Here is a 26,532-nt window from a genome sequence, read left to right as displayed (position 1 = left end):
CCCAACACCTTGAAGGCGATCTGTCAGCGGGTTCCCGAGTGTTCCGTTGCAAATCCGCTTGTGTCGCCGATGACCCATTGCAGGCCTATCTGTCTGGCAGTCTTGGATTTTTATGGTTACCAAATCCTTAAATTCGCAATTTGCAGCAGACTTATTCAACAAACGTTAGGATTTGTGGATAAAGACCAGCAAAGCGCCTTGGCACTATTTGCAAGGGTCTGGTGAAAAGCTGCGTTCAGCCGCAATGGGCAGCCTGGATGACGCGAATTCGACAACAGCAACGCCTCGTGCGTTTTCTGTCTGGGGTGGAGAGAAATCCTGCCGGATTTTGGATCGCCACCGATTGCATGCGCCTTGGGTGCCGCGTAGGTTGTCGGTGCGGAAGGGGTGCCTGAATCGGTGGTCTGCCGCTGTTGATCGGTCTCATGGTATTAGGGGCACTTGTCCGCGTTGATTTGAACGCCAGATGCTTTGGGGTCAGAATTATGTCTTTGATCCGCGCCTTGAAGGACGCCACATGCTGCACCGATTTCTCAACTCCCGCCCGGCCTGCTTGATCCGGAACCTTCTGCTTTGCGGGGTGTTGGCATATGCGGGCACGGCAGGGGCGGCGTGGGCTGAGGCCCTTAAGCCTTACAAGGATGGGCTGTTCAGATACAAGAAGGTCTCCGAAACGCTCTATGATGGCGATTTTATCGTCGTTGAATATTCCAAACAGCGAGACCTGCGCGATCGCGACGAAGTCGACGAACGCAGGGTCTATGGAAACTATGTCTCCTACAAACCGAAGCGGGGCCGTGGCAGCGGAGAACTGAAAGCCAACGGCCGGGTTGTCGAATTCATGGGCACCGGCAACTGGAAGGGCGGTGCCAATGCCATCGTGATCTACATTCATGGGCAGGGCGGCAACCGCTTTCAGGGCATGAACGACGTTTCGTTCGGTGGCAACTTCAACCGCGTTCAGAACCTGATGGTCAGGAACGGCGGCGCCTACCTGACAGTCGACATAAAGAACTTCGACAATCGCGGCACGGCGGATGTGGCAGCCCTGATCCAGTATCAGAAGCAGCTGTCACCCCGTGCCAAGGTCGTGGTTGCCTGCGGCTCCATGGGCGGCATCATCTGCTGGAACCTGGTAAAGAACGCCAATTATGCCAGCATGCTTTCCGGTATCCTGCTGCTTGGCTCTCCGAAGGATCCCAACTTCCTGTCTTCAGGTGCACTCGGGCGCAACGTGCCGATCTATATGGGGCAGGGGACGCTCGACCAGGTCTACAATTGGGAAGATCAGGCGAACTTCTTCAAACAGATCAAGACCAGGGCTCCGAACTATCCGATCAAGTTCACGCTGTTCGATACAGGCACCCACGGCACCCCCATCCGCATGACCGACTGGCGCCTGATACTCAACTGGATGCTGGGTTAGGCGAAGGCTCGGCGCTGTTCAGGATCAAAACGGGCTCGTGTGAATTGGTCTGCGCGGCGCCTGAGCATACTTGAAGCGCTTTTGCGATTGCCCTAACGTCACTTTTAATTTCAAATTACCCTCTGGGCACCAATGCCTATCATCTGGAAGACGGCTCGAAACCGCCGTTTTCGGCGTGCCAGCCTCGATCCTCGGGTTGGTGTCGCATATCAGGGGGGATGTATCATGTCAGAGTATTTTGATCTCGGCCGCTATACGCGTGTCGTGTCGTCAATACCGGAAGCGCAAGTCTGGTTTGACCGCGGTCTGGTCTGGCTGTTTGCCTATAATCACGAAGAGGCGATTGTCTGTTTCGAAAAGGCGGTGGCGGCTGACCCGGCCTGTGCGTTGGCTCACTGGGGCATCGCTTACGGTATCGGTCCGAATTACAACAAGGCCTGGGAAATCTTCACGCCTGAGGAAAAGGGGCCTGCGCTGGCACGAGCACATGCAGCGCTGGCCACCGCAAAGGCGCTGAAGGAGGCCAGACCGGTGGAGCGTGCGCTGATCGAGGCCCTGGCGTCGCGTTATCCCACAGATCCGGAAATCGAAGACTATCAGCCCTTCAACGATGGCTTCGCGGAAGCGATGAAACCCGTTTACGAAGCCAACAGGGAAGATCTGGATGTCGCGTGCATCTATGCAGAAGCCTTGATGAACCGCACGCCCTGGCAATTGTGGGATTTCCACACGGGCGTGCCGAACCCTGAAGGTTCCACCACCGAGGCCGTAGCTGTTCTGGAACATGCATTTGAGAGGTTGCCGGGCGCCTGGGATCATCCTGGGCTCTTGCACATGTACATTCACCTGATGGAAATGTCGCCGCACCCGGAAAGCGCTTTGCGCCATGGCGACAGGCTGAAGGATCTGGTTCCGGATGCCGGGCATCTTGTGCACATGGGAACGCATATCGATGTCTTGTGCGGCGACTATCAGAATGTGCTCTACCGCAATCTTGCGGCAGCCAAGGTCGACGACAAGTTCAAGGCTTACGCTGGCCCGGCGAATTTCTATGCGCTGTACCGGATCCACAATCTGCATTTCGCCTTCTACGGCGCCATGTTTCTTGGCAGGAAAGGCGCCGCGGTGGAGGCTGTCGAGCGATTGCGCGACGAGGTGCCCGACGAAGTTGTTCGATCGTATCCGGACGTGTTCGAAACCTTCGTGGCCGCCGCACCGCATGTCTACATCCGGTTCGGAATGTGGCCTGAAATCCTTGAGCTCGATCAGCCGGCGGACAAGGAACTCTATGTCACCACCAACGCGTTGATCTACTACGCGAAGGCCATCGCCCTGGCCAACCTCGGCCGTCATGACGAAGCGCTGTCCGCCATGGCGGATTTCACCGCGGCTTATGCGCAGGTGCCCGATAGCCGGATGCTCTTCAACAACACCGCAAGGGATGTTCTCGCCGTTGCAGAGGAAATGATGAAGGGGGAGGTGGCTTTCAAGGCTGGGCGGAGGGAAGAAGGACTTGCCCATCTTCGCACTGCCGTCGACCTGGACGACGGGCTTCAATACGAAGAGCCGTGGTCCTGGCCACAGCCAACGCGCCATGCCTTGGGCGCGCTCCTGATGGAAGCCGGCAAATATGAGGAAGCCGAAGCGGTCTACCGCGCGGATCTCGGATTGGACGGCAAACTGCCGCGCCCGAGCCAGCATCCACGTAATGTCTGGGCGTTGCACGGATTGCATGAATGTCTGGTAAGGCGTTCGGAGAAGGTGGAGCTGCCGCACGTCAAGCTTCTGCTCGACCAGGCCATCGCGCGTGCGGACATTCCGATCCGGGCAAGCTGCCTCTGCCGGGCGAAGGCCGCGTAAAGAAGAGTTCGGGCAGATCAACGACTGGTTTTGGATGCCGCTAAAAAATGACCAGATACCTGCGCCACATGGCTGGGACCGGAGCGGGCGTCTATATCTTGGCGAGCTTGGCCTTCAGCAAACCTTCCGCCAGATGATCGAACACTACGCGGATCCTCTGGCTGGTGTGAAGTTCGCGGTGGGTGACCAGCCAGATTGGAAACGAAACCGGTTCGATATCGGAAAAGGCGGGAACGATCTCGGGGAACCGGGCAGCGATTTCGTCCGCCATGATGGCCAGACCGAGGCCCTGGCGGACGAATTCCCAGGCGACCACACCGCTGGGGGAGCCAAGGCGAATATTGGCCTCGGTCACCTTCAGACCGAAGGCGCGCAGGTAGCTGACCAGCTCTTCGTTGTTGTCGAAGCCGATAAAATCGAGATCTGGCGCATCGTCCCTCGTCAAGGGGCGGCCGAATTGTTCAACCAGTGATCTGGCGCCAAAGATGCGGGCCGGGGCCGCGCGCAGCTTGCGGGCATAAAGGTCTGGATGGTCCGGTTCGACATGTCGAATGGCAATATCGGCTTCGCGTCGGCGCAAGTCGCTCAGGCTGTTGGTACAAAGCACCTTCACTTCCACGCCCGGTGCCTTTTTGCGCAGCTCACGCAAAATATCGGGCAAGAGATGAGCTGCCATCAGATCCGTCGTGGAAACGGTGACCAGTCCTTCGACTTGCTGTGATTTGCCGGATGCCGCAAGGGATATCCGGCTGGCCGCGTCGCCCATGGCGCGCACATGATCAGCCAGTTCGATCCCGGCTTCCGTGAGGATCAGGCTTTTCGACACACGCTCGAACAGGGTCACGCCAAGTGTCTGCTCAAGCGCTGCCACCTGCCGGCTGAGCGTGGGTTGGGTCAGTCCGAGTGCCCGGGCAGCTGCGGAGAGAGACCCTTCCTCTGCCGTTACCAGGAACGCACGGGCCTGGTTCCAGTCGAATGTGATGGTCTGCCAGTTCATGCAAATATGTATATCAACTAGCCAGAATTCGGCAATTCTCATTCATTTCTGAAGCAAGTAGATTTCTTGTCGAAAGGAGACGCCAATGAGCCCGTCATCTTTGATGATCCAATTGGCAAACATCGTTCTTTCGGTTCTGGAGTTCCTGGCTTCACCCACTGGCGGCCGCGATATCGGCCGCGACATTCTTCATCAGATCGGTCTGCGCGGCGGTCGCAAGAAGAAGAAATAGCGGGTACGGGAGTTTCAAGCAGCCTGTGCTTCGAAGCTGTTTCGAAGCACGGATAACTGCGTGCCGGCTGTCATATTTGCAGTCGGACCAGGTTCGACCGGTTACTGCCGTTCCCGCTTATCTGTTAGAAATGGACTATTCGCCATGGCGACAACATGGACCAATGAAATGCCGTCATCTGCCGGTTTCTGGAGCAAGGCTGCGCGCAAATATGCTGCGTCTCCCATCCGCAACCAGGAAGCTTACGAAAAGACGCTGGAGCGTACGACGGAACATCTGGGGCCGCAGGACAGTGTTCTGGAACTGGGCTGCGGCACAGGGTCGACGGCGCTTTTGCTGGCCGGCAATGTCAGGTCTTATCTTGCGACCGATTTCGCCGGCGGCATGATCGAGATTGCACAGGCGAAATTGAAGGGTGGGCCGGACACCGAAGATCATCCGCAAGGGTTGAGGTTTGCCGTTGCCGATGTCTTCAACGACAAGGTCGAGCCGGGGGAAACCGGGTACGATGCCATCCTTGCCTACAACTTCCTGCATCTGGTGGAAAACGCCGAGGATACACTGTCCCGCATTCATCATCTCCTGAAACCGGGTGGGCTGTACATTTCCAAGACCGTTTGCCTGAAAAGGCGCGCGTGGCTGTTTGCTCCCCTCGTCAAGGTGATGCAACTGGTTGGCAAGGCGCCTTTTGTCCGTTTCTTTTCCTTCGACACACTGGAAGACGGCATCCGGTCGGCAGGGTTCGAAATCATCGAGACAGGAACCTATCCTGCACCCTACAGCCGCTTTGTCGTGGCAAGGAAGCTCTGACAGGAGGCGCAGAAAAAGAAGCGTCCCGGATATTTCTTAAATCGATTGAATTGGCCGGTTGCAGCGACTTGCAGATGAGGGGTGTTGAGTGCTAGGTGTGATCTGTCTCGCCACACTTGCTCCCTCGAAAGCTGCAAATGCTCGTCCGCGACCGCGCCTTTTTCGCGTCCATGTTCCTGACGGTTCTGGCCGACCAGATCCTCCTGTTTCTGGTGCCGCTGGTGATCTTCCAGATAACCGGCGATGTCGCCTGGTCCGGCCTTGCCTTCTTCTTCGAAACCTTGCCGCGCTATCTGACATTTCCAGTCGCAGGCATTCTGTGTGACCGGTTCTCGCCGATCCTGCTGCTGCGTATCAGCCGCATCCTGCGGGCTGTGGCCTGTATTGTCGGTATAGCCGGCCAGCTTGCATTTGGTGGGGTCTGGTGGCTGATCGGGCTTTCTGCCGTCGTCGGCATTTTCACGACGCAGGGCATGCTGGCGCTGGAAATGGTGCTTGTACGTGCCTTCTCCGACCAGCGTTTCGAAAAAGTGGCGAGTTACGGACAGCTCGCCTCGCAAATGGGCGTCGTGCTCGGTCCGTTGGTCGCCGCCTACCTCATGGCGTTCTGGCCCTGGCAGGCAGTGGTCGTGCTGGCAACGGTCCTGTTTGTGTTGGCCGATCTAGCCTTTTATTTCTGGCCCGGTCAGGCGCGAATGGAAGACGCTCCAGGCAGGCGTGTTTCGCGCCATCCCTTGGCGGACCTCAATCACGCGCTCAAGCTGGTCTGGACATTGCCGGGCCTGACGCGGGCAATCCTGCAGGCCGCCGGCGTCAACCTGATCATTGGCGCGACGCTGGCAACGGCTGCCGCCATGATGACGGGCTTCTTCAGCCAAAGCGAACAGGTCTACGCCTGGCTTCAGGTCGGCGGAGCCCTGGCGACACTTGCCGTCCTGACGCTGACCGCACATGTTGCGCTCAGCCTGAAGACCCTCGGCGTTACGGCTTACGGGTTGATCTGCGCGGGGGCCGTGCTGACAGGCCTTGGAGCCCATCCGCTGATTTATGCGGCAGGTTTCCTGCTGATTTCCGGGTTCGACAAGATGTTCAACATCTATGTACGCACCTTGCGCAAGGAGATCATACCGCCGGAGGAATTCGGCAAGACAACCGGTGTGATCATCTGCCTCAACAATCTGTCGCAGCCGCTGGCTGGCCTCATCGTCGCCATCTTCGCAGCTGGAGACGACGCAAGGGCCGTCCTGCTTGGCCTTGCCGGCGCAATGGCAGTGCTGGGCGTCATGACATTCCGGCGCGCCGCCACGCAGTCGTAACACTTGGCATGGGGTGGAAGATCAGCTGATAGCCGGCTGGTCTCGCAAGGCCGTCAGTCCTTCTGCTGACCGTCTGACGATATCAGCGATCTCGGTGAGCTGGCCTGCCAACGGGCTCCTTCTACGCCAGACCATGCCGATTGTCCGGGTCGGTTCGGGGGCTTCAAAACGCGAGATCGCAACTGATGCCGAACGTGTCTCCACGGGAACAGCCATTTCCGGAATCAGGGTGACACCCATCCCCGCACTGACCATCTGGACAAGCGTTGAAAGGGAACTTGCGTCCAGCACTTCGCGCGGTGGGCCGGATTGCAGGTTGCAGAAGGACAGGGCCTGATCGCGAAAGCAATGGCCTTCCTCCAACAAAAGCAACCGCATCTCGCGCAGGCTGTCGGCGCTCGGCATTGGTGCGTTGGCTTCCCGCGCCGAGCGCACCAGCACGAAGCGCTCGCTGAAAAGGGCCGTTTCCGCAAGTGTGCCTTCGGAAACCGGCAAGGCCACAATGGCCGTGTCGAGGCGGCCTTCGTCCAGCTCGTCGATGAGGTTCGGCGTCACTGTCTCGCGCACATGAATGTCCAGCTCCGGATAGCTCCTGGTCAATGCTCCGACAACGCTCGGCAGAAGATAGGGGGCGACAGTCGGAATGACGCCGATGCGCAGCCGCCCGACAAGCCTTTCGCGTGATGCCCTGGCAAGGTCACCCAGCTCCTCGGTGGCCCGCAGGATGTCGCGGGCACGCTCGGCGGCAACTTCACCAAAATGTGTCAGGCGGATTTGTCTGGCCCCGCGTTCGAACAAGCTCGCGCCGAGCACTTCCTCCATTTCCTTGATCTGCATGGACAGCGCCGGCTGCGAAATGGCGCAGGCCTCGGCTGCCTTGCCGAAATGACCGTGCCGGGCGAGGGCCTCGAAATAGCGCAACTGTTTGAGGGTGATATTGATCATAAGAATAACTTATCGAACTTATCAGAAAATTCAACTTCCTCTGATCGATTGCCTTTGCTAGCGTCAATCTGCACAGACGAGATCAGGTGGCATGCAAACACCCCTTGCGATGCCGGTTGATTTTTGTGCGCGGAGATTTTGGGAGATTTGAGGAAACCGATCTGTCCCGAGCCCATACGGGCCTTGCGGATATCACGGGCGTCTCACGCGGCCCGAATAATCGAACGTTTCAGATGACAGTGGAGAGAGTTATGGACGCTAAGGTGGAAAAGACAGGCGGTTGCCCTGTAATGCACGGCGGCAACACGGCGATGGACAAGCCGGTAACGAAATGGTGGCCGGATGCGTTGAACCTCGACATCCTGCACCAGCGCGGTGCACGCACCAATCCAATGGACCCCGACTTCGACTACCGTGAAGCCGTGAAGGGTCTCGACCACGAGGCAGTCAAGGCCGACGTCCGTGCGCTCATGACCGAAAGCCAGGATTGGTGGCCGGCTGACTGGGGTCACTACGGCGGTCTGATGATCCGCCTGGCATGGCATTCCGCCGGTTCCTACCGCATGCAGGACGGCCGCGGCGGCGCGGGCTCCGGCAACATCCGGTTCGCTCCGCTGAACTCCTGGCCCGACAACGCCAGCCTGGACAAGGCCCGCCGTCTGCTGTGGCCGGTCAAGAAGAAATACGGCAACGCGCTTTCCTGGGCCGACCTGATCATTCTGGCCGGTAACATGGCTTACGAATCCATGGGTTTCAAAACCTTCGGTTTCGGTTTCGGCCGCGAAGACATCTGGGGTCCGGAAACCGATGTCTACTGGGGCTCGGAAAAGGAATGGCTCGCACCGGTCGAGAATCGCTTTGAAAATGCCGATGATGCGACCTCCCTGGAGAACCCGCTTGCGGCGATCCACATGGGCCTGATCTACGTCAACCCGGAAGGCGTGAATGGCCAGCCGGACCCGGTCAGAACCGCAGCGCATGTTCGCGAAACCTTCAAGCGCATGGCGATGAACGACGAGGAAACCGCGGCATTGACTTGTGGCGGCCACACCGTCGGCAAGGCCCACGGCAACCGGTCTGCCGAAGGAATTGGTGTCGAGCCGGAAGCCGCCGGTGTTGAGTCTCAGGGCTTCGGCTGGGCGAACACCGAACAGGGTGGCAAGGCTTCCAATGCGTTCACCTCCGGTATCGAAGGTGCCTGGACGCAATTCCCGATCCAGTTTGACATGGGCTACTTCGACTACCTGTTCAACTACGACTGGGAACTGCGCAAGTCCCCGGCTGGTGCCTGGCAATGGGAACCGGTCAACATGCCGGAAGACAAGAAGCCGGTTGATGCATCTGATCCGTCGATCCGCCGGAACCCGATGATGACCGATGCCGACATGGGCATGAAGATGGACCCCGTCTACAACGAGATCTGCCGGAAGTTCATGGCTGACGAAGCCTATTTCCGCGATTGCTTCGCTCGTGCCTGGTTCAAGCTGACCCACCGCGACATGGGCCCGAAGGTCAACTACCTTGGTCCGGACGTTCCGGCTGAAGACCTGATCTGGCAGGATCCGATCCCGGCTGGTTCCACCTCCTACGATGTGGACGCCGTGAAAGCGAAAATCGCAGCCAGTGGCCTGACCGCTGCAGAGATGATCGCAACCGCATGGGACAGCGCCCGGACCTTCCGTGGCTCCGACAAGCGTGGTGGTGCCAATGGGGCGCGCATCCGTCTCGCGCCACAGAAGGACTGGGAAGGCAATGAACCGGCACGCCTCGCCAAGGTTCTGGCCAAGCTCGAGCCGATTGCTGCCGAAACCGGTGCTTCGGTTGCCGATGTCATTGTTCTGGCCGGCAATCTTGGTGTGGAACAGGCAATCAAGGCAGGTGGCTTCAACGTCTCTGTCCCGTTCGCTCCGGGCCGCGGTGACGCAACCGACGAACAGACGGATGCAGAGTCCTTTGAAGTTCTGGAGCCGCTCGCTGACGGCTTCCGCAACTGGCAGAAGAAGAAATACGTTGTCAGCCCGGAAGAGATGATGCTCGACCGTGCACAGCTCTTGGGCCTGACCGCGCGTGAAATGACTGTCCTGGTGGGCGGCCTGCGCGTGCTGGGGACCAACTACGGTGGTTCCAAGCATGGTGTCTTCACCGACCGTGAAGGTGCCCTGACCACGGACTTCTTCGTCAACCTGACCGACATGGCCAACAGCTGGCATCCGGTTGCTGACGGTACCTACGAAGTGCGCGACCGTCAGCTGGGCACGTTGAAGTGGACCGCAACCAGCGCAGACCTGGTCTTCGGCTCCAATTCCATCCTGCGGGCCTATGCGGAAGTCTACGCTCAGGACGACAACAACGAGAAGTTCGTGAAGGACTTCGTTGAAGCCTGGACCAAGGTCATGAACGCAGACCGGTTCGACCTGATCTAAGGACGGTATCTGCAATTTGAGACAGATGGCGGCGCCCCGGGGTTTCCCGGGGCGCCGTTTTCTTTGGGCGGGCTTTCCGTCCGGTGCTGATTTTGCGCTGCAGCAGATCATTTTCATCAGCACTAACCCTTATCTCCTTGAAAAGGTCATTGTTCCGTCACAAGGTTTATGTTGCACTGCGAAGCAGTTTCAGGTTGCGCTTGAGACAGCGAAGTGTGGTGGTCGGCCGGTTTCCCTCCGTCCTGGCCGCCCAAGGTTTCGGGAGCTGTGCGCATATGTTTGATTTGACGGGCCACAAGGCCCTTGTTGTCGGGGTCGCCAACGATCAGTCCATCGCCTATGGCTGCGCCAAGGCCTTCCGTGCGCAGGGAGCAGATCTGGCGATCACTTATCTGAATGAGCGGGCCGAAGCCTACGTGCGGCCTCTGGCCGAACAGCTCGATGCGGAAATCATTGCCCCGCTCGACGTGCGTAATACCGAACAGATGGATGCGCTGTTTTCCGAGATTGAGGCCAAATGGGGCCGTCTCGACACTTTGCTCCATTCCATCGCCTTCTCCAAAAAGGAAGACCTGCACGGCCGTGTGATCGACTGTTCCGCGGACGGCTTTTCGCTGGCCATGGACGTTTCCGTCCACTCCTTCCTGCGGCTTATCAAAAGGGCCGAGCCGCTCATGCCCCATGGTGGTACCTGCATGACAGTCTCTTTCATGGGCGCGCAGAAGGTCGTCGAGAACTATGGCGTCATGGGTCCGGTCAAGGCCGCGCTGGAAGCGGCCACCCGCTACGCGGCAGCCGAGCTCGGATCGAAGGGGATCTCGGTCCATGCGCTGTCGCCAGGTCCGCTCAAGACTCGTGCCGCATCGGGCATTGCCGAATTCGACGCATTACTGAACGACGCGGCTGAGCGCGCGCCGACACACCAACTGGCCACGATCGACGATGTCGGGGCCTATGCCGCCTTTCTTGCCAGCCGGGAGGCGTTCAACGTCACCGGGGCAGTGCACCCGATCGACGGTGGCTACAGCATTCTTGGATAGGAGGTCCTGATGAAGGACATTTTTGACGCGCTTGAAAAAGGCCAGAACGAATTTCTGGAATCGCTGCATGATGCCACCGCCTGGGGGCCTTCGGAGCGTTTTACGGCACTGCAGGCCCAGGCGACGGAGCTGTCCAACCTTGCGGAACTGATGGGCAGGGGACTGACCAAGCACCTGACCCGGATCTCGGACGATCACAAGACCCGTTGGCAGTCGAATATTTCCGAGTTCGGCAAAGCCGTGGAAGCGATGGGCGGTGCGCAGGAAAAAGGATCTTTATACAAGGCCTGGGAAGACTACTGGAAGGATGCGGCCCAGCGCATGGTCCTCACAATGGACACGCTTCGTCAGCGCGGTGACATCTTCCTGGATCACGAAGAGGCCGGCTGTCCACCTGTCCTGATCTATGATTATGAAGTGGTTCTGGATGGTGCCGATCTGCCGCGCCCCAGCTGTTACATGCTGCTGAAAATCATTCCGCCCGCAGATCTGCCGTGCCGTGATCCGAAACCCTGGAAACGGCCCTATATCATCATCGATCCACGGGCCGGACACGGAGCCGGGATCGGCGGTTTCAAACCGGACAGTCAGGTGGGCGTTGCCCTGCATGACGGTCACCCGGTCTACTTCGTTGCCTTCAAGCGCATGCCGGAGAAAGGCCAGACACTGGCGGACGTCACCCATGCCGAGGCGGCCTTCGTGCGCAAGGTCATGGAGCTTCACCCCGAAGCTCCGAACCCGGTGGTGACCGGGAATTGCCAGGGCGGCTGGGCGACGCTGCTGCTGGCTGCCATGAACCCGGATCTGACCGGGCCGGTCATCCTCAATGGGGCGCCTGTGTCCACATGGTCCGGCCGGGTCGGTGAAAACCCGATGCGCTACAATGCCGGTGTCCTGGGTGGGACCTGGAACGCGATGTATTACTCCGACCTTGGTCATGGCATCTTTGATGGCGCCGACATCGTGCAGAACTTCGAACTGCTCAATCCGGCCCGGAACTACTTCGGCAAGTACTACGATCTCTATGCCAAGGTCGACACCGAGCCGAAGCGTTTCCTGGAGTTCGAACGCTGGTGGGGCGGGTATTTCCTGCTGAACGAAGCGGAGATGAAGTGGATCGTCGAGCAGCTCTTCGTCGGCAACCGTCTTTCCAAGAATGAGGCACAGCTTGAGCCCGGCCGAAACGTCGACATCAAGCATATTCGCGCGCCGATCATCGTTTTCGCCAGCTATGGCGACAACATCACACCGCCGCAGCAGGCCCTCAACTGGATCATCGACACCTACACGGATGAGCGGGAAATCGCCATTCGTGGCCAGCGGATCATCTATATGGTCCACGAACAGGTCGGCCATCTCGGCATTTTCGTGTCCTCCAAGATTGCGAAGAAGGAGCACACGGAAGTCACCTCGACACTGAAGACAATCGAGGCGCTGGCGCCAGGCCTCTACGAAATGACCATCGACGACTATGAAGGCCCGCTGCTGGAGCGGGAATTCACGGTCAGCTTCCATGAGCGCAAGATGGAAGACCTGACGAAGATCGATGATGGCCGGGACGATGAAATACCCTTTGCCGCTGTTGCCCGTGCATCCGAGCAGCAGGCCGAATTCTACGATGTTTGCGTACGGCCTTTCGTGCAGGCTTTCGTCACCGAGCAGAGCGCAGATCTGCGTCGCAAGAGCCATCCGCTCAGAATGCAGCGTGCGCTGTTCTCCAGCCTCAATCCGGCTCTCGGCTGGTTGCCTGGCATTGCCGAACGTGCAAGGAACGAAAGGTCTCCGGCCGCTGCAGGCAATCCGTTTGTCGAACTGGAAAAGGTCAATGCAGCCCTGATCGAGCAGTCCATGGACCTTTTCCGGGATTTGCGCGACACAGCCTATGAGAACCTCTTCTATTCCATCTGGGGTACGCCCTACATGCGCTGGTTCGGCCGGACCAAGCAACCGGGCCGGACGCTGAAGCGCAAGGACGAGTTGCGCAGCTTGCCGCCGGTACAGGCAGCCCTGATGCATATCGAGGAAGGCGGTTTCTGCGAAGCGGTGATCCGTATGCTGATCCTGCTTGCCGATAGCCGGGGCAATGTTCGCCGCGACCGTCTGGAACGCTCAGCCCGTGTCCTGACACAGGACGAACCGTTCAAATCGCTCAATGCGGACGAACGCAGCTTCATTCTTCAGGAACAGACGCTGATCGTCGAATTTGCCCCCGAACTGGCAATCGAAACCTTGCCAAAGCTTCTGAAAACCCCGGAAGAGCGGGAACTTGCGGCCAAGGTTGTGCGGTTCATTCCCGGTGCAATAGACGAAATGACGCCGCATACACTGGAAACGCTGCAGCAGTTCCACAAGGTGCTGGGCCTGCCGCCTGTTTCGGGAGACATCACGGAAGATCCCCTTGCCGTGACCGATGTAGTCGTCGAGCCGGGCAAGGAAGACGCCCGAGCGGCACAGGAAGAGGCGGCGAGCAAGGCCCCCGCGCAGTCGGCGCCAACGCGGACAGCTCCCGTTAGGGCGGCTTCAGCTGCGGCAGTGCCGAGCAAATCGTCTCCTCGCAAGACTGCAACGCGAAAGGCAGCGGCGCGTAAGACGACGGCTCCACGCAAATCACGCAGCAGTGCGAAAAAACCGCAGGAACCGGCTGAATAATAATAGGGGGCGTCCGGGCCTCTCGGACGCCCCCACAGAGCCCCCCTGGAATTATTTTTGGAGTTTGGCTCTGATCTGAAACGGTGTTTCGCTTAGCAGGCTAAGACATGTTTCCGGCAATCCGGCACGGGTGGCGCCGATGTCCGACCGCCGGATTTGTCCGTTAAGCATAGCAAGATCGGTGCTGCTCACAAGTGCCGGAACGCTGCTTCCGGCAGGAATTTGAGCTGCCGAATTTCGAACTCTGTTTTTATTACATTTTTCGCTACGCTCCTGCGTGATGGCGAAAGACAAACTTCCTATTCGCCACCCGAATGCCTACTTCTTGTCCGAAGCAGAGCCGCTCGCGGTTGGGAACCCGTGTACCTGGGTGAGGGAAAACCCTGCTGCGAGAGAAAAATGAAGAGAAATCTGGCGGAGCCGCATGTTCGACTGGGCCTATAAGAAACGCTTGAAGGACGACCTGGAACTTTGGGTCGAGAAGGGCTGGGTGAGTTCTGCCGGTGCAACGGCCATATTGAAGGAGCAGGAACAGGACGACGGTCGTTCACGCCTGCCCATGGCCCTTGCCGGAATTGGAATGGTCTGCGTGGCTTTGGCGCTGCTGGCGTTCATTGCGGCAAACTGGGGAGCTATCCCGAAGTCCGTGAAGCTCGTCGGCATTGCATTGCTTGTCGTTGCGAGCAACGGTCTTGCGGCCTTTGCCGCTACAAGAGGGCGCAAGGGTATCGCGGATCTTGCCACTGGCTTTGCAACGCTGGTTTTTCTCGGTGGCATGGCGCTGGTCGGACAGATCTTCCACTTGCCTGCCGACTGGCCCGGTGGTGCTTTCCTTGTCTGTCTCGGTGCATTGGCTGCCGCGTGGCTCACCGGTTCGAAAACATCCCTGATCGTCGCTGCCGGTGCTGCCATAACCTGGCAGGTCATGCGGTCCGAATTCGGTTCGGCACCGCTGATGGAAGATCTGATCGGGCTTCTCCTTCTTGTCGCGGTGTTTGCACATCCGGTCGTTCATCCCGCACGGCTTTCGCGCTGGGCCGCGATTTCGCTGCTCTGGGTAACTTATGGCCGCTGGTTTGGCGAAACAGCGGAACTGATGAGCTCCAGCGATGATTTCATCACTGCAATGTTCCTAGCTGGAACCGGTGGTATGGCGGCCGCGATGATGTTGCTCGATCCCGTTGCCGATCTTTTTGTGAAGTGGTCAAGCGACCGGCCGACGCGCAGTCATGGGCATTGGCTGATGGCAAGGTCCCTTCAGGATGTCGGTATTCTGGTCTTGTCGGTGCTGGTCGTCCTGGCGCTCGTGTTTGTTCCCGAGGTTGCGGATGAACCGACCTTGGGCGGCCTTGCAACACTCCCTGCCATGGTGCCGTTGGCCGTCGCTCTGGCTCTCCTGGTGACAGGCCTGCTGCTATCCTACAAGACCGTGAAGTCGGGGGCGCTCTTCGGGGCAACCGGCCTGGCGCTCGTGGCCGTGCTGATGCCGGTTCTGACAGCCAACGTTCTCGTGCTTGCAGCCTTTGTTCTGGCCGCACTAATCGGTCTGTGCGCGCTGGGGACATGGTATAACAACAGGTTCTGGATGCTTTGTGCCTATTTCGGCCTGACTGCGGTCGCGCTCTGGCTGCTTCAGGTCACCATCGGCAGTTTGCTGGGGCAGTCGCTGTTCTTCCTGGTGGCAGGAGTTCTGCTGCTGGGAATGGCCCTTTGGCTGGCGCGTCTGATGAGGCGCGGTGGCCGGACGCCGGAACAAGGTGACGTCACCGGGGAGGTTCAGGAATGACCACGGCAACTGCAACTCCCGTTTCAAAACCGCAGTCCCGCGCCCAATGGCTGCTTTGGGGACTTCTGGCCCTGATCCAGCTTGGCCTCATCTCAATCCCGTTGTTCGACCGGCTGGACGTGCAACACAGCGGAACCGCTGTTTCGCTTGCCGTGGTGCCGGTTGACCCGAGAGACCTGCTCCGTGGCGACTATGTGGTGATCAATCTTGCGATCGGTACCATTTCCAGGACGGTGCCCGGAGCTGACAAGGTCCAGTCGGGAGACAGCATCTTCGTCGGTCTGAAGTCAGAAGGAACGGGTGCTGCGGTGCCGGTCCTGATCGCGAAGGAAAGAGCTGACGCCGGTGATCTGGCGATCGCCGGTACCGTTCGCTCCGTCCTTGGTGACGAAATACGGGTGGACTACGGTATCGATGCCTTCTTCCTGCCCGAGGGCGAGGGACTTGAAATCGAACGCATGGACACATCGCGCATTCTTCTTGAAATCTCGTTGACCGAAGACGGCCGGTCACTGCCGGTAAACCTGCTGGTGGATGGAAAAGCATTCCGGTCTGATGCGATCTTTTGACCTTCGGCCATTCTGGCGGTATGAGCGCGTCAGGTGAAACCCGTCTGAAAGACCGCCATGTCCGATCCCGCGCTCGATACACTCGTATTGCCTCTTGAAACCGGGGCTGTCGAGCTTGCCGACAAGAGTCGCGTCCTGTTCCTGCGCGCAAGGACAGGGCGTTCGCTTGCAGCGCTTGCGGACACAGATCTTGTTTGCGAACAGAGTTTCGCACCAGACCGGGATGCGCTGCAAAAGGCAGGGCTGAAGGTAGACGCGGAGACGGAAGACAAAAGCTTCGACGCTGTTCTCGTTCTTCCCGGTCGTCAACGGCAGGAAGCAAGGGCACAGCTTGCCCGTGCGGTTTCAAAGACACGGCCGGGCGGAACCGTGATGGCCTGCGCGCCCAACACCGAAGGTGCCAAGACGCTGGAAAGCGATCTTCAGGAGCTTCTGGGCAGCGCCGAGAAAATGACCAAGAACAAGTGCCGGGTTGTCTGGAGTGAACTTTCCGATGATAGCCTGAACACCACGCTTCTCGCCGAATGGCTGGTACTCGATGCGCCGCGGACCGTGCTTGACGGCGCATTCGTCAGCCGGCCGGGCATCTTCGCCTGGGACAGGATCGACCCGGCCTCCAGACTTCTCGCAGACCTTGTGCCGGCAACGCTGAAGGGCAGAGGCGCTGATCTTGGAGCGGGCTTCGGTTATCTGACACGTGCCGTTTTCGAGAAGGCTCCGAAGGTCACTTCGATGGATCTCTACGAGGCGGAAAAGCGTGCGCTGGATCTGGCCGAACAGAACCTGGCTGCCTTCAAGGGCCTCAGAACGATGAACGGCATCTGGTCGGATGTGACCCAGGGCATCGAAGGACCTTACGACTTCATCGTCTCCAATCCGCCGTTCCACCAGGCCGGCAAGGCAGATCGCGCTGACGTCGGTCAGGGCTTCATTCGCGCCGCTGCCCGCGGACTGCGGCCGGGTGGCGAGTTCTTCATGGTCGCGAACCGGCATCTTCCCTACGAGCACACGCTGGGCGAAGTCTTCGCCGATGTGAAACAGCTCGCCGACGAAGGTGGCTACAAGGTGATCCGGGCCGTCAAAGGCAAGGGAGGTCGGTAAGATGCGTCTTGTAAAACTCCTTGCCAATCTCGGCTATGGCAGCCGGAAGGAAATGCAGGTCGCCATCCGCAACGGGTGGCTCACAGACCGCGAGGGCAGCCGTTTGAAGGCGGATGCCAAGACCGCTCACGAGGACATCCTCTTCGACGATGAACCGCTCGACCCCGCACACGGGGTGGTGATCCTGATGAACAAGCCGCTTGGCTACACTTGCTCCATCAAGGATCAGGGCCGGCTGGTCTATGACCTGTTGCCGGACAGGTTCCGCATGCGCAAGCCGGTTCTGTCCACGATCGGTCGGCTGGACAAGGAAACGTCCGGTGCCTTGCTGTTTACCGACGACGGCACATTTCTGCATCGCGTCATCTCGCCAAAGTCCGAAGTTCCCAAGATCTACGAAGTGACGCTCGACCGCCCGATGAAGGGCGACGAAGGCGCGCTGTTTGCCTCCGGCGACATGATGCTGGAAAGTGAAGACAAGCCGCTGAAGCCGGCGGAGCTTCAGGTTCTGGACGAAACCCATGCCCGGCTGACCCTGCATGAAGGCCGGTATCACCAGGTACGCCGCATGTTTGCGGCAACGGGCAATCATGTCACCGACTTGACCCGCAGTCACATCGGCGGCCTCGGTCTGGAAGGTCTCGAAGAGGGCAAATGGAAAGTGCTGTCCGAAGAAGAAAAGACACGCATTTTCGAAGGCGGATGAGGTCACGGTTTCCTGTTTCTGCTGCGAACCAGGATTTTTTTGTGATGAGAGGTTTCTCTCTTAAGTTTAATAATTTCAGGCACTTATATTTTATCTGATCGCCAATTTCTGAAAAATTCCAAAAAAGATTTCCCCCTGCTGCATCCAAAATTCGATCTGCCGTGTTTCCGGGAAGTGAGGCCAATCCGATGCCTCCTGCCTTTGAGAGACGGAGATCTGAAATGCCCCTTATTGCACGTAGCCTTCTGACAGCATCCGCCCTTGTTCTTGCCGCTGGCGCTGCTCACGCGACCCCTGCGATCGGTCTTGCCGGTGAAAAGACCCTGGTGGTCATCGATAGCAATTCCGGAAAGGTCACCGACACGATGGAAGTTTCCGGTGTCGACAGCCTGCTCGGCATTGACCTGCGGCCGGCGACGGGGCAGCTGATCGGCGTCAGTGGTGCTCATGAAATCGTCGAGATTGATCCGAAGACCGGTGCGGCAACGGTGATTTCCAAGATGGACAAGATGCTGCCGCTGAAAGACGGGCAGCCTGTCATCGTCGACTTCAACCCAAAGGCCAACAAGTTGCGCTTCATGACCGGTGTGACAAACCACCGGGTTGATATCGAAAGCGGCAAGGTGACCGTCGACGGCAGCCTGGCCTTTGAGGAAAAGGACATGCATGCGGGTGAGGCGCCGAACATCGTTGCTGCCGCCTACATCAACTCCTACGGCCAGCCGGAAACGACGGCGATGTACGACATCGACGCGACCATTGGTGCCGTCATCCGTCAGACTTCGCCGAACGATGGCACCCTTGCGGCCGTTGGCAAACTGGGTGTGGACGCTGCCGAAACCTACGCCTTTGATGTCGCCACCGACGCGGAAGGCAACAACAAGGCCTGGCTGGCAACCGGCACGTGGCTGCACACCGTTTCGCTGGAAACCGGCAAGGTGACCGACAGCTGGGAACTGGGTGGCCTGGAATGGCCGCTGCGCGACATCACGTTCATGACCGCGATGTGAGCCCCATCCAAAACACATACTGACAGAGCATCTTCAGCCCGCTGAATGAACAAGGATGCTCTGGGCTTTGCGGCCCCGTCCCACCTGGTTCGCAAAGCCGATTGCCGGAGCAGCCTGGACCACCCACCCCAGGCTGCTCCGGTCCCTTACCGGTACGACTGGTCCGGCAACGCTTCTGATGCGTAGCACTCAGGAGCCCTGGTGAGATTGAACAAGTGAGACCAACGTGCTGGATATGCCGGAAAGCGTAAGCGAAGTGGATCACGCGGCCCTTCTGGCCGCCTGTGCACGCAAGGACCGGCAGGCCTTGCGACAGATCCTGGAACTGGAAGGCCCCAAGATGCTGGGCATTGCCAAGCGCATGTTGCGCCGGCAGGACCTTGCTGAAGATGCGCTCCAGGATGCGTTGGTCCTGATCTGGCGCAAGGCTTCCCAGTTTGATCCTGCGAAGGGATCCGGACGCGCGTGGATCTACGCGGTCCTGCGGAACAGGACCTTGAACATGCTTCGTGACGGTGCCCGGGAAGCGGCAACCGATGACGACAAGCTGGAACGCCAGATCGACGGCAGCGAACTGAACGAGGCGTGGGAAATGCTGGGCCATGACAGCGAGTTGCGCCGTTGTCTCGGACGACTGGAAACGGAAAAGCGCAGTGCCGTGCTGATGTCCTATATCTGGGGCTACACCCATGGTGAAATTGCCGGCCGTCTGTCGGCCCCCCTTGGAACGGTAAAGGCGTGGGTGCGCCGTGGCCTGACTTCCTTGCGGGAGTGCATGTCATGAGAACGGCCCGCCGAAATCTTGCTGAACTTGCCGACGAATTCGTCATTGGCCTGTGCGACCCAGAAGAACAGCGCGAAGTGGAAGATCGCCTGATGAAGGAGCCGGAATTGGCCGTTCTCGTGGAACTTGCCCGTCAGCGGTTCGCCGCTCTGGACGCCGCGACGCCCCGTGAAGCCGTGCCGGAGAGCCTTTGGCATCGCGTTGAAAGGCGTCTGGACGCGGTGGAAGAGAGTATGGCCGCTCCCGAGACGAAAGACAGTCGTGTTGAAGCGCCGGTGGATCTCAAGTCCGAGAGAGAAAAGCGCAGCAGGCCAATGATGTGGACGGCGGCAGCCAGCCTGGCGGCGAGCCTCGTACTTGCCATCGCGCTTGTCTGGAACCTCATGACGACGGTTGAACCGCAGGTAATTGCCGTGCTTGTCAACGATGCCGGGCAGCCTGTTGCGATGATCGAAGGGGCTGAGAACAACGCGACACAGGTCACGCTTCTGGGGCAGACCGATGTCCCGGCAGGCACGATCCTTCAGCTCTGGACCAAACCGGATCCGGATGGGCCGCCGGTTTCCCTGGGCATCTTCGATGAGCCTAAACAAACGATCCTGCAAGCTGCCGGGTTGCCGGTTCCCAAGCCTGACCAGCTTTATGAGATCACCTTCGAACAGCCGGGAGGCTCTCCAACCGGGTTGCCGACCGGCCCCATCCTCGGCAAGGGTCTTGCCAGGGAGCCTCGCTGATCATCTGTGTGAAAAGCACCGGAAGGTGTAAAGAACTGGAGAGCGCCCGGACATGTTCGGGCGCTCTTGATTATGAGACCCTTAATTTCTTTTTCGGCTGAGGACTCGTATGCGGCTGTCGAATTCGCCGCGGTCGACATAACAGCCGCGCAGATGGCGGAACCCGGTGCCAGGGTCGAAAGCGGCTCGGCCATGCAGGACCCGCCGATTGTCGAAGATCACCATCTCTCCGCCTTTCAGCCGTGTGGTGATGACGTAATTCCTTGATCGGGTCATCTGCATCAAGGTGCGATACGCCCCGTAATAAGCTTCCATTCGATCGGCCGGCAGATCGAAGATCCCGGCGAGATGGGCGTTGAAATGGAGCTCCTGCACGCGTGCGAACAGATCGAGTTCGATCACCGTGTGATGGCGGCGGATGTCGTAGTCCTCGTCGTGAAAGCGAAAGGGCACCGGCGTCTCGGCAAGGAGCCGGAAGGCCTCCGGATCGAGCCGGGCAAGATCGTCCGCAATCGCGAAGCCGTCACAAAAGGTCGAGCCGCCACCTTCTGCTTCATTGGCAAGACAATGCAGGAACTGGAAGCCTGGTGGCAGTTCCTGATTGGCCAGGTCCGTATGCAAAGGAAGGGCATGGGACGTATAGGCCAGGTTATTCGGGTTCGGCTTGGAAATGACCTCAAATGTCGTGCCGAAATTGGTCTCCCGAAGAAAACCGATCCTGCGGGCGACATCGACACCTGCCTCCACGTCGTCAGCCATGCCGTCGACAAGAGCAAGGCCGGTTTTCTTGGCTTCGATCAGGAAAGCGAGAAGGAGATCGTCGTTGACCATCAAGTCGGCGGCCGCCGCGCGCGGAAGGCTTTCCGGGACAAGATCACCGCGCCACAGCGCAGGTTCGATCTCGGCTGGATCGGCAAGTCCGACCCCTGGCCGGTGATCGAACAGCCAGTCGGCCCTGTAGCGGCTGACATGGCCGTCGCCGGACCAGGTAAGAATAATTTCATCCGCATCCTGTTCGGCCTTCGCGATGGAAATATCCATCGCAATGCCGGTCAGGTCGAACTGGCGTTCCTGCGTTTGCGGATGAAACCCGCTCGGGCAGTTGTCGCGAAGCCAGATGTAGGGAAAGTCGGTGCTGGTGCCATCGGTCCAGGCGACAGAAAGCATGCGGTCCTCACCGCGCAAGGTCACGTTCGTCATTTCGAAAATCCGTTGATGTCTTGGAGGGTAAAGACACCGGCAAGAGCCGGCAAACATCAACGGTCGGCGGGGGGCGGCCACCACCAATAGGCCTTGTTATGCGGATTGCCGCCATTGCGGCCGAGAACAGAAACCATCCACGGAACAGCCTGAACGCAGGCGATGCCTGCTGTTGAACCTGAAAAACGCTACATCAAAAAAAGCACCCGGCAAATGAAATTCTGCCGGGTGCCAGTCATCTCAAATAATTTCAGGTTCAGTTCTTGGATGCCTTGGCTGCAAGGGCAATGGCGATGTAGCTCCAGCCGTTGATCAGCACCGAAATGCCGGCCAGAAGGCCAAGCGCCCAGGCGGCCGAACTCGGCAGTTCCAGCCAGATCATGGCACCGGCCACCAGCGACACGAGCCCTGCGATCAGCACCCAGACCCAGCCGTCATGCGGCTTCAGTTTGAAGGCCAGCAGGATCTGGCTGATGCCCTGCGCCACGAAGATGGCGGCAATCACCAGTGTCAGCGCGATGGTTCCCGCGAGCGGGTTCACATAAATCACGATCCCGCCGATGACAGCGATAATGCCGGTGATCAGGTTCCAGAGGAAACTGGCGGTACCATGGGTCTTGAAGGAATTGTAGATCTGAACCAGGCCGCCGACGAATAGCACGGCCGCGATCAGGATCGTCACGGCAATCGACGTTGCCAGGGGAGCGGCGATCAGGATGATGCCACCTATGACCAGCGCAATGCCGAGCGCCAGAAACCAGCCCCAGTTGTCCTGGATCTTTCTTCTCATATTCTCTACGGCCTGAACAGCATCTGTCATTTTGACCTCCTCACGCTCCGGTTGCCGTTGTTGACCGTAACCCCTTTGCAAATAAACGCAATATCCTGATGACAAATTGCCCTGGAAGGGGATCGTTCGACTGTGACTTGACTTTTGATGTGTATATGCACACAAAGCCCGCATGGAAGAAGACGATTTCTCGCTCTGCGTTCTCGACAACGCGCGCAAGGCCGCACGTGCCGTCAGCCGGCACTACGACAAGCTGGCGCGGCAGGTTGGCATGACGGCTGGTCAGTTCTCCGTTCTTGTCTCGATCCGGAAATACGAAGGCGTGACGACGGCAGCACTGGCCAAGCGGCTGTCCATGGAACGAACGACGCTGGTGCGCAATGTCGCTCTTCTGGAGCGCAAGGGGCTGGTCGCATCGCAACCCGTCCGGGACGGCCGCAGCAAACAGTATCGGCTGACCCCGAAGGGTGCGGAGCTTCTTGATACTGCCGTCCCGTTGTGGCGGCAGGCCCAGGCAGACGTGAAGGGACATCTCGGCAGCGATGAATTTCTGCGTGCCATCGACACCCTGAAACGGCTCTCGGAGCTATAGCCGGGCAAAAAGGATTTCCATCTCGGGCGGACTGGCAAACCGCCTCGAAACATCTTAACTGCCGGGGCGGGGGCGCTGGCAAACCAATGTGAGGTAAGACATGCGACGTGTGGTCGTGACGGGACTGGGGATCGTTTCCCCGCTGGGCACCGGGGTAGATGCCTTCTGGAACCGGGTGAAAGACGGCAGCAACGGCATCCGCCAGATCACCCACTTCGATGCAGGTGAGCTGGCTTGCCAGATTGCAGGCGAGGTTCCTTCGAAAGCAGAAGACGAGCATGGCTTTGATGTCGATGCAGTGATGGATCCGCGCGAACAGCGCCGCTCTGACCGGTTCATCCATTTTGCCATGGGGGCGGTTCAGGAAGCGCTGGCCCATGCGGGTTGGGAGCCGAAGTCCGACAGGGACAAGGAACGCACAGGCACGATCATCGCGACCGGGGTTGGCGGGTTTCCGGCCATGACCGCCGGTACGCGGCTGGTGGACGAAAAAGGTCCCCGCCGCGCGTCGCCTTTTCTGGTGCCGTCGTTCCTGGCCAACCTGGCTGCCGGGCAAGTCTCCATCCGGCATGGCCTCAAGGGGCCGATCGGCGCGCCGGTGACTGCCTGTGCCGCCAGCCTTCAGGCCCTTGGCGATGCCGCCCGTATTATCCGTTCGGGAGAAGCCGACGTGATGGTGGCAGGCGGGTCAGAAGCCTGTATCGACAAGGTTTCCTACGCCGGGTTCTGTGCAGCGAAGGCCATGTCCTCCAAACGCAATGGCGATCCGGCCCATGCGTCCCGGCCATTTGACCAGGACCGTGACGGCTTCATCATGGGCGAAGGCGCTGGCATCCTGATCCTGGAAGACCATGACCATGCCACCGCCCGCGGTGCGACGATCCTGGCCGAGTTGGCCGGTTACGGCACCAGCGCCGACGCCTATCACGTTACCGCGTCTTCGCCGGACGGTGAGGGCGGACTGCGGGCAATGCGGCAGGCCTTGTCGACGGCCAATCTCTCGCCCGGTGAAATCGGTTACGTCAATGCGCACTCCACATCGACGCCCGTCGGCGATGCTGCCGAAATTGCTGCATTGACAACGCTTTTCGAAAACCGTGGCAAGGACCTTGCGGTGTCGTCGTCAAAATCTATGTTCGGCCACCTGCTGGGAGCCGCTGGAGCCGTGGAGGCAATCGCCTGCGTCAAGGCCCTGATGAGCGGTCTGCTGCCGCCTTCCCGCAATCTGGAAGCGGCCGACGAGGCCATGAGCCGGTTCGAAATGATCCCCGGCAAGGCCATTGCTCGTGACGTCAACCACATCCTCACCAATGGCTTTGGTTTCGGCGGTGTGAACGCCAGCGCGGTGTTCTCGAAGGTGTGAAACTAAACGACCGTCAGACACTGCTCATTCTTTGAGCTTGGTAAAATGAGAAATCCCATATATGAGAAAATTCTCATTTATGGGATTTTTTGATGTCGAACCTTGATCAAGATCTTGCCCGGCGGCTGACCGAGCTGCGACGGGCCAGAAACTGGCCACTGGAAGATCTGGCCGAACGCACCGGTATCAGCCGGGCAACCCTGTCGCGGATCGAGCGCGGCGATACCAGCCCGACCGCAAGCGTTCTCGGAAAACTTGCCGCGGCATTCGGCCTCTCAATGGCCGAACTATTCGGAGCGGCCTCCGCTACGATCGAGCGCCTTGTTCCTCGGGACGCGCAGGCCGTCTGGACGGACCCGGAGACAGGCTATGTCCGCCGCACGTTAACGCCGGCAGCAAGCGGGTATCGCGGGGCCATGATCGAAGGTTGCATTCCCCCGGGTGCCACCGTTGCCTATGCCGCTCCACCGGTTCCGGATCTGGAGCATCAACTTGTGCTACTGGAGGGGAGCCTGCGGATGGTCATCGGCCCGGATGCCTACGACCTGGAGCCCGGTGATGCCTTGCGGTTTCGTCTCAACGCCCCCAACAGTTACCACGCGTCTGGAACGGTTCCGGCACGCTATTTCCTGACGGTGATCACGCCATGACACTTCCCGTTACCGTGACCGGGCCTCTGCAAGTCCAGCCGTTCACGCCTGAAGCACCCGTCGATCTGATGTCCGCAGATGAGGTGCGCAGGTCGCTTCCCGCCCTGGGGCAGCTTCTGAAAGCATGTGTCGAAGATGGTGCCGGGATCGGCTTCCTGTTGCCGATGCCACAGGACAAGGCGGAATCCTTCTGGGCGAGCAAGCTGCCCGCCATCGAAAGTGGGGAGGCATTTCTGCTTGCCGCGCGTCAAGGTGTGCACATCGCGGGCGTGGTGATGCTTGTGAAGGCAGGAGCCGACAACCAGCCCCATCGGGCGGACGTCGCCAAGCTGATGGTTCATCCGGAACATCGGCGCAAGGGACTTGCCAGAAAGCTCATGTCGGCCATCGATGGCCTTGCCCGTTCCGAGAACCGCTGGATGCTGGTGCTGGATACGGTCACCGGAGATCGGGCGGAAAAGCTCTACCCGACTTGCGGATACCAGAAGGTCGGCGTCATTCCGGACTACGCCTATAACAGCCACGGCCATCTGGACGCGACAACCGTGTTCTTCAAGGATTTACGGTGAGGGGAAGCGATTTGCTTCGCAGTACAGGCGGCGGAGGCCCGAGGCACGGGTCTCCGCTGGGCTTTGCCTGGTTTGCCAGTCGCCAGGATGGCTCAGCTGAGGAAGCAGACCCGCCACGCCTGCGTTAGTCGCTGAATTCCACGGAGTCCGCCTTGACGCCAAGTTCCTCGAGCACTTCCTGAACCGCCTCCATCATGGGCGGCGGTCCGCAAAGGTAGAAGCGGCGGTCCAGATCAGGCACGAATTCCTTGATCATGTCCGCGTCGATCATGCCGTGGTGGCTGCCGGCCGTGTCTTCGTCTGACAGAACGTGATCGATCTTCAGGCCGTCCATAGCCTCAAGTTCCTTGCGGTAGATAATGTCCTCCGAGGTCTTGTTGGCAAAGATCAGCTGGTTGCCGTTCAGCTTTCCCTTCTTCTCCAGGTCCCGGAATATCGCAAGGAACGGCGTGATGCCGGCGCCGCCGGCAATGAACACGCCCGGCTCGTCATAGCGGAAGGTCTTGAACGGATCGGCGATCAGCACGTGGTCGCCCTCCTTCAGCTTGTGAAGGCGCTCCGTAACCCCGTCATGATCGGGGTATCCCTTGATGGTGAATTCGAGAGTTCGCTCTTCGGGCAAGGACGTCATCGTGAAGGGGCGAGTCTCGTCCCGCCATCCGTCTTCATCGAGCGCAATCTCTGTCGCGTCACCGACCTTGAAGTCGAACCCTTCAGGCTCGACAAGACGGAAGCGTTTCACATCGTGAGTGACCTGGTCGATCTTGAGAATGGTCGCCTTGTGCATCTGTGCGTCTCCTTCTTGCTCGAAAAGGAAACGCGACAGGTGGCGGCAGGTTCCGCCAGAACACGGTGTCCAGGCTGGGTGCCATAGGTCCGATTTGGTGCAATGTGCCCGGTGAGGCGCCTAGTGCTCCCGAGACCATGTGATCGCGGTGCCGGAGTGCAGAGCTGGGCGGTCCCAGAGTTGAATCAATTTC

The 26,532-nt window shown here is 59.2% G+C and carries 24 protein-coding genes; 19 read left to right on the top strand and 5 right to left on the bottom strand.

Going from position 1 to position 26,532, the window contains the following annotated elements; all coding sequences use genetic code 11:
* Positions 1 to 517: 517 nt before the first annotated feature.
* Positions 518 to 1,426: a phospholipase gene (locus HCG46_RS08360; RefSeq protein ID WP_075284264.1), complete on the top strand. Its 909-nt coding sequence runs from the start codon at positions 518 to 520 to the stop codon at positions 1,424 to 1,426.
* 225 nt (positions 1,427 to 1,651) lie between these two features.
* Positions 1,652 to 3,286, top strand: coding sequence for a hypothetical protein (locus HCG46_RS08355; protein ID WP_168685716.1), 1,635 nt, complete (start codon positions 1,652 to 1,654; stop codon positions 3,284 to 3,286).
* A 91-nt stretch (positions 3,287 to 3,377) separates the two neighbouring features.
* Here HCG46_RS08355 and HCG46_RS08350 read toward each other — a convergent pair whose 3' ends face one another.
* Positions 3,378 to 4,283 carry a LysR family transcriptional regulator gene (locus tag HCG46_RS08350; protein ID WP_168685714.1) on the bottom strand — a complete coding sequence of 302 codons (906 nt, stop codon included), beginning with the start codon at positions 4,281 to 4,283 and terminating at the stop codon, positions 3,378 to 3,380.
* 85 nt (positions 4,284 to 4,368) lie between these two features.
* Here HCG46_RS08350 and HCG46_RS08345 point away from each other — a divergent pair, with 85 nt between their 5' ends.
* The 3 genes from HCG46_RS08345 to HCG46_RS08335 all read left to right on the top strand — a co-directional run bounded on the left by HCG46_RS08345 (position 4,369) and on the right by HCG46_RS08335 (position 6,641).
* A complete protein-coding gene (locus tag HCG46_RS08345) occupies positions 4,369 to 4,515 on the top strand; it encodes a hypothetical protein (protein ID WP_023000028.1) in 147 nt (48 codons plus the stop codon).
* A gap of 144 nt (positions 4,516 to 4,659) precedes the next feature.
* Entirely contained in the window at positions 4,660 to 5,325 is a 666-nt protein-coding gene (locus HCG46_RS08340; protein WP_168685712.1) for a class I SAM-dependent methyltransferase, read from the top strand.
* Positions 5,326 to 5,462: 137 nt separating this feature from the next.
* A complete protein-coding gene (locus HCG46_RS08335; RefSeq protein ID WP_209009420.1) occupies positions 5,463 to 6,641 on the top strand; it encodes an MFS transporter in 1,179 nt (392 codons plus the stop codon).
* A 21-nt stretch (positions 6,642 to 6,662) separates the two neighbouring features.
* On the opposite strand, the gene HCG46_RS08330 is transcribed toward HCG46_RS08335, so the two are convergent.
* Complete coding sequence (locus HCG46_RS08330) at positions 6,663 to 7,586, bottom strand: LysR substrate-binding domain-containing protein (RefSeq protein ID WP_075284260.1); 924 nt, start codon at positions 7,584 to 7,586, stop codon at positions 6,663 to 6,665.
* A gap of 251 nt (positions 7,587 to 7,837) precedes the next feature.
* Here HCG46_RS08330 and katG point away from each other — a divergent pair, with 251 nt between their 5' ends.
* The 10 genes from katG (at position 7,838) to HCG46_RS08280 (ending at position 20,388) form a co-directional block, all read left to right on the top strand.
* The gene (katG, locus tag HCG46_RS08325) at positions 7,838 to 10,009 is read left to right on the top strand and encodes a catalase/peroxidase HPI (protein ID WP_023000032.1); all 2,172 of its coding nucleotides are present in this window, start codon (positions 7,838 to 7,840) and stop codon (positions 10,007 to 10,009) included.
* A gap of 275 nt (positions 10,010 to 10,284) precedes the next feature.
* Positions 10,285 to 11,049, top strand: a complete 765-nt coding sequence (fabI, locus tag HCG46_RS08320) for an enoyl-ACP reductase FabI (RefSeq protein WP_023000033.1) — start codon at positions 10,285 to 10,287, stop codon at positions 11,047 to 11,049.
* Positions 11,050 to 11,058: 9 nt separating this feature from the next.
* Positions 11,059 to 13,698: a DUF3141 domain-containing protein gene (locus HCG46_RS08315; protein WP_168685709.1), complete on the top strand. Its 2,640-nt coding sequence runs from the start codon at positions 11,059 to 11,061 to the stop codon at positions 13,696 to 13,698.
* A 424-nt stretch (positions 13,699 to 14,122) separates the two neighbouring features.
* Positions 14,123 to 15,484: a DUF2157 domain-containing protein gene (locus tag HCG46_RS08310; protein WP_209009418.1), complete on the top strand. Its 1,362-nt coding sequence runs from the start codon at positions 14,123 to 14,125 to the stop codon at positions 15,482 to 15,484.
* Positions 15,481 to 16,053 carry a GDYXXLXY domain-containing protein gene (locus HCG46_RS08305; RefSeq protein ID WP_055658523.1) on the top strand — a complete coding sequence of 191 codons (573 nt, stop codon included), beginning with the start codon at positions 15,481 to 15,483 and terminating at the stop codon, positions 16,051 to 16,053. The genes HCG46_RS08310 and HCG46_RS08305 overlap by 4 nt, the downstream gene beginning before the upstream one ends.
* Positions 16,054 to 16,110: 57 nt before the next feature.
* Positions 16,111 to 17,154: a class I SAM-dependent methyltransferase gene (locus HCG46_RS08300; protein WP_168685707.1), complete on the top strand. Its 1,044-nt coding sequence runs from the start codon at positions 16,111 to 16,113 to the stop codon at positions 17,152 to 17,154.
* 1 nt (position 17,155) lies between these two features.
* Entirely contained in the window at positions 17,156 to 17,860 is a 705-nt protein-coding gene (locus HCG46_RS08295) for a pseudouridine synthase (RefSeq protein WP_055658527.1), read from the top strand.
* A gap of 221 nt (positions 17,861 to 18,081) precedes the next feature.
* Entirely contained in the window at positions 18,082 to 18,870 is a 789-nt protein-coding gene (locus HCG46_RS08290; protein ID WP_023000039.1) for a DUF4394 domain-containing protein, read from the top strand.
* Positions 18,871 to 19,105: 235 nt separating this feature from the next.
* Positions 19,106 to 19,654, top strand: coding sequence for a sigma-70 family RNA polymerase sigma factor (locus tag HCG46_RS08285; RefSeq protein WP_152512082.1), 549 nt, complete (start codon positions 19,106 to 19,108; stop codon positions 19,652 to 19,654).
* The gene (locus HCG46_RS08280; RefSeq protein WP_055658531.1) at positions 19,651 to 20,388 is read left to right on the top strand and encodes an anti-sigma factor; all 738 of its coding nucleotides are present in this window, start codon (positions 19,651 to 19,653) and stop codon (positions 20,386 to 20,388) included. Before HCG46_RS08285 ends, HCG46_RS08280 begins: the two co-directional genes overlap by 4 nt.
* 81 nt (positions 20,389 to 20,469) lie before the next feature.
* Here HCG46_RS08280 and HCG46_RS08275 read toward each other — a convergent pair whose 3' ends face one another.
* The gene (locus tag HCG46_RS08275; protein WP_168685705.1) at positions 20,470 to 21,588 is read right to left on the bottom strand and encodes a TauD/TfdA family dioxygenase; all 1,119 of its coding nucleotides are present in this window, start codon (positions 21,586 to 21,588) and stop codon (positions 20,470 to 20,472) included.
* Between the two features lie 256 nt (positions 21,589 to 21,844).
* Positions 21,845 to 22,408: an HdeD family acid-resistance protein gene (locus HCG46_RS08270; protein ID WP_031268980.1), complete on the bottom strand. Its 564-nt coding sequence runs from the start codon at positions 22,406 to 22,408 to the stop codon at positions 21,845 to 21,847.
* A gap of 142 nt (positions 22,409 to 22,550) precedes the next feature.
* Here HCG46_RS08270 and HCG46_RS08265 point away from each other — a divergent pair, with 142 nt between their 5' ends.
* From HCG46_RS08265 to HCG46_RS08250, 4 genes are all read left to right on the top strand, one after another.
* The gene (locus tag HCG46_RS08265; protein ID WP_023000044.1) at positions 22,551 to 22,970 is read left to right on the top strand and encodes a MarR family winged helix-turn-helix transcriptional regulator; all 420 of its coding nucleotides are present in this window, start codon (positions 22,551 to 22,553) and stop codon (positions 22,968 to 22,970) included.
* A gap of 100 nt (positions 22,971 to 23,070) precedes the next feature.
* Positions 23,071 to 24,333 (top strand): beta-ketoacyl-ACP synthase II, encoded by a 1,263-nt coding sequence (gene fabF, locus HCG46_RS08260; RefSeq protein WP_023000045.1) that lies wholly within the window; start codon positions 23,071 to 23,073, stop codon positions 24,331 to 24,333.
* A 92-nt stretch (positions 24,334 to 24,425) separates the two neighbouring features.
* Positions 24,426 to 24,983 carry an XRE family transcriptional regulator gene (locus HCG46_RS08255; protein ID WP_168685703.1) on the top strand — a complete coding sequence of 186 codons (558 nt, stop codon included), beginning with the start codon at positions 24,426 to 24,428 and terminating at the stop codon, positions 24,981 to 24,983.
* The gene (locus HCG46_RS08250) at positions 24,980 to 25,552 is read left to right on the top strand and encodes a GNAT family N-acetyltransferase (protein ID WP_168685701.1); all 573 of its coding nucleotides are present in this window, start codon (positions 24,980 to 24,982) and stop codon (positions 25,550 to 25,552) included. Before HCG46_RS08255 ends, HCG46_RS08250 begins: the two co-directional genes overlap by 4 nt.
* A gap of 124 nt (positions 25,553 to 25,676) precedes the next feature.
* On the opposite strand, the gene HCG46_RS08245 is transcribed toward HCG46_RS08250, so the two are convergent.
* The gene (locus tag HCG46_RS08245) at positions 25,677 to 26,339 is read right to left on the bottom strand and encodes an FAD-binding oxidoreductase (RefSeq protein ID WP_023000048.1); all 663 of its coding nucleotides are present in this window, start codon (positions 26,337 to 26,339) and stop codon (positions 25,677 to 25,679) included.
* Between the last annotated feature and the right edge of the window lie 193 nt (positions 26,340 to 26,532).

It is taken from the genome of Labrenzia sp. PO1, assembly GCF_012273635.1.
Taxonomy (GTDB): Bacteria; Pseudomonadota; Alphaproteobacteria; order Rhizobiales; family Stappiaceae; genus Roseibium; species Roseibium algicola.
The sequence above is the reverse complement of the archived record's forward strand: the minus strand, read 5'-3'. Positions and strand labels throughout refer to the sequence as shown.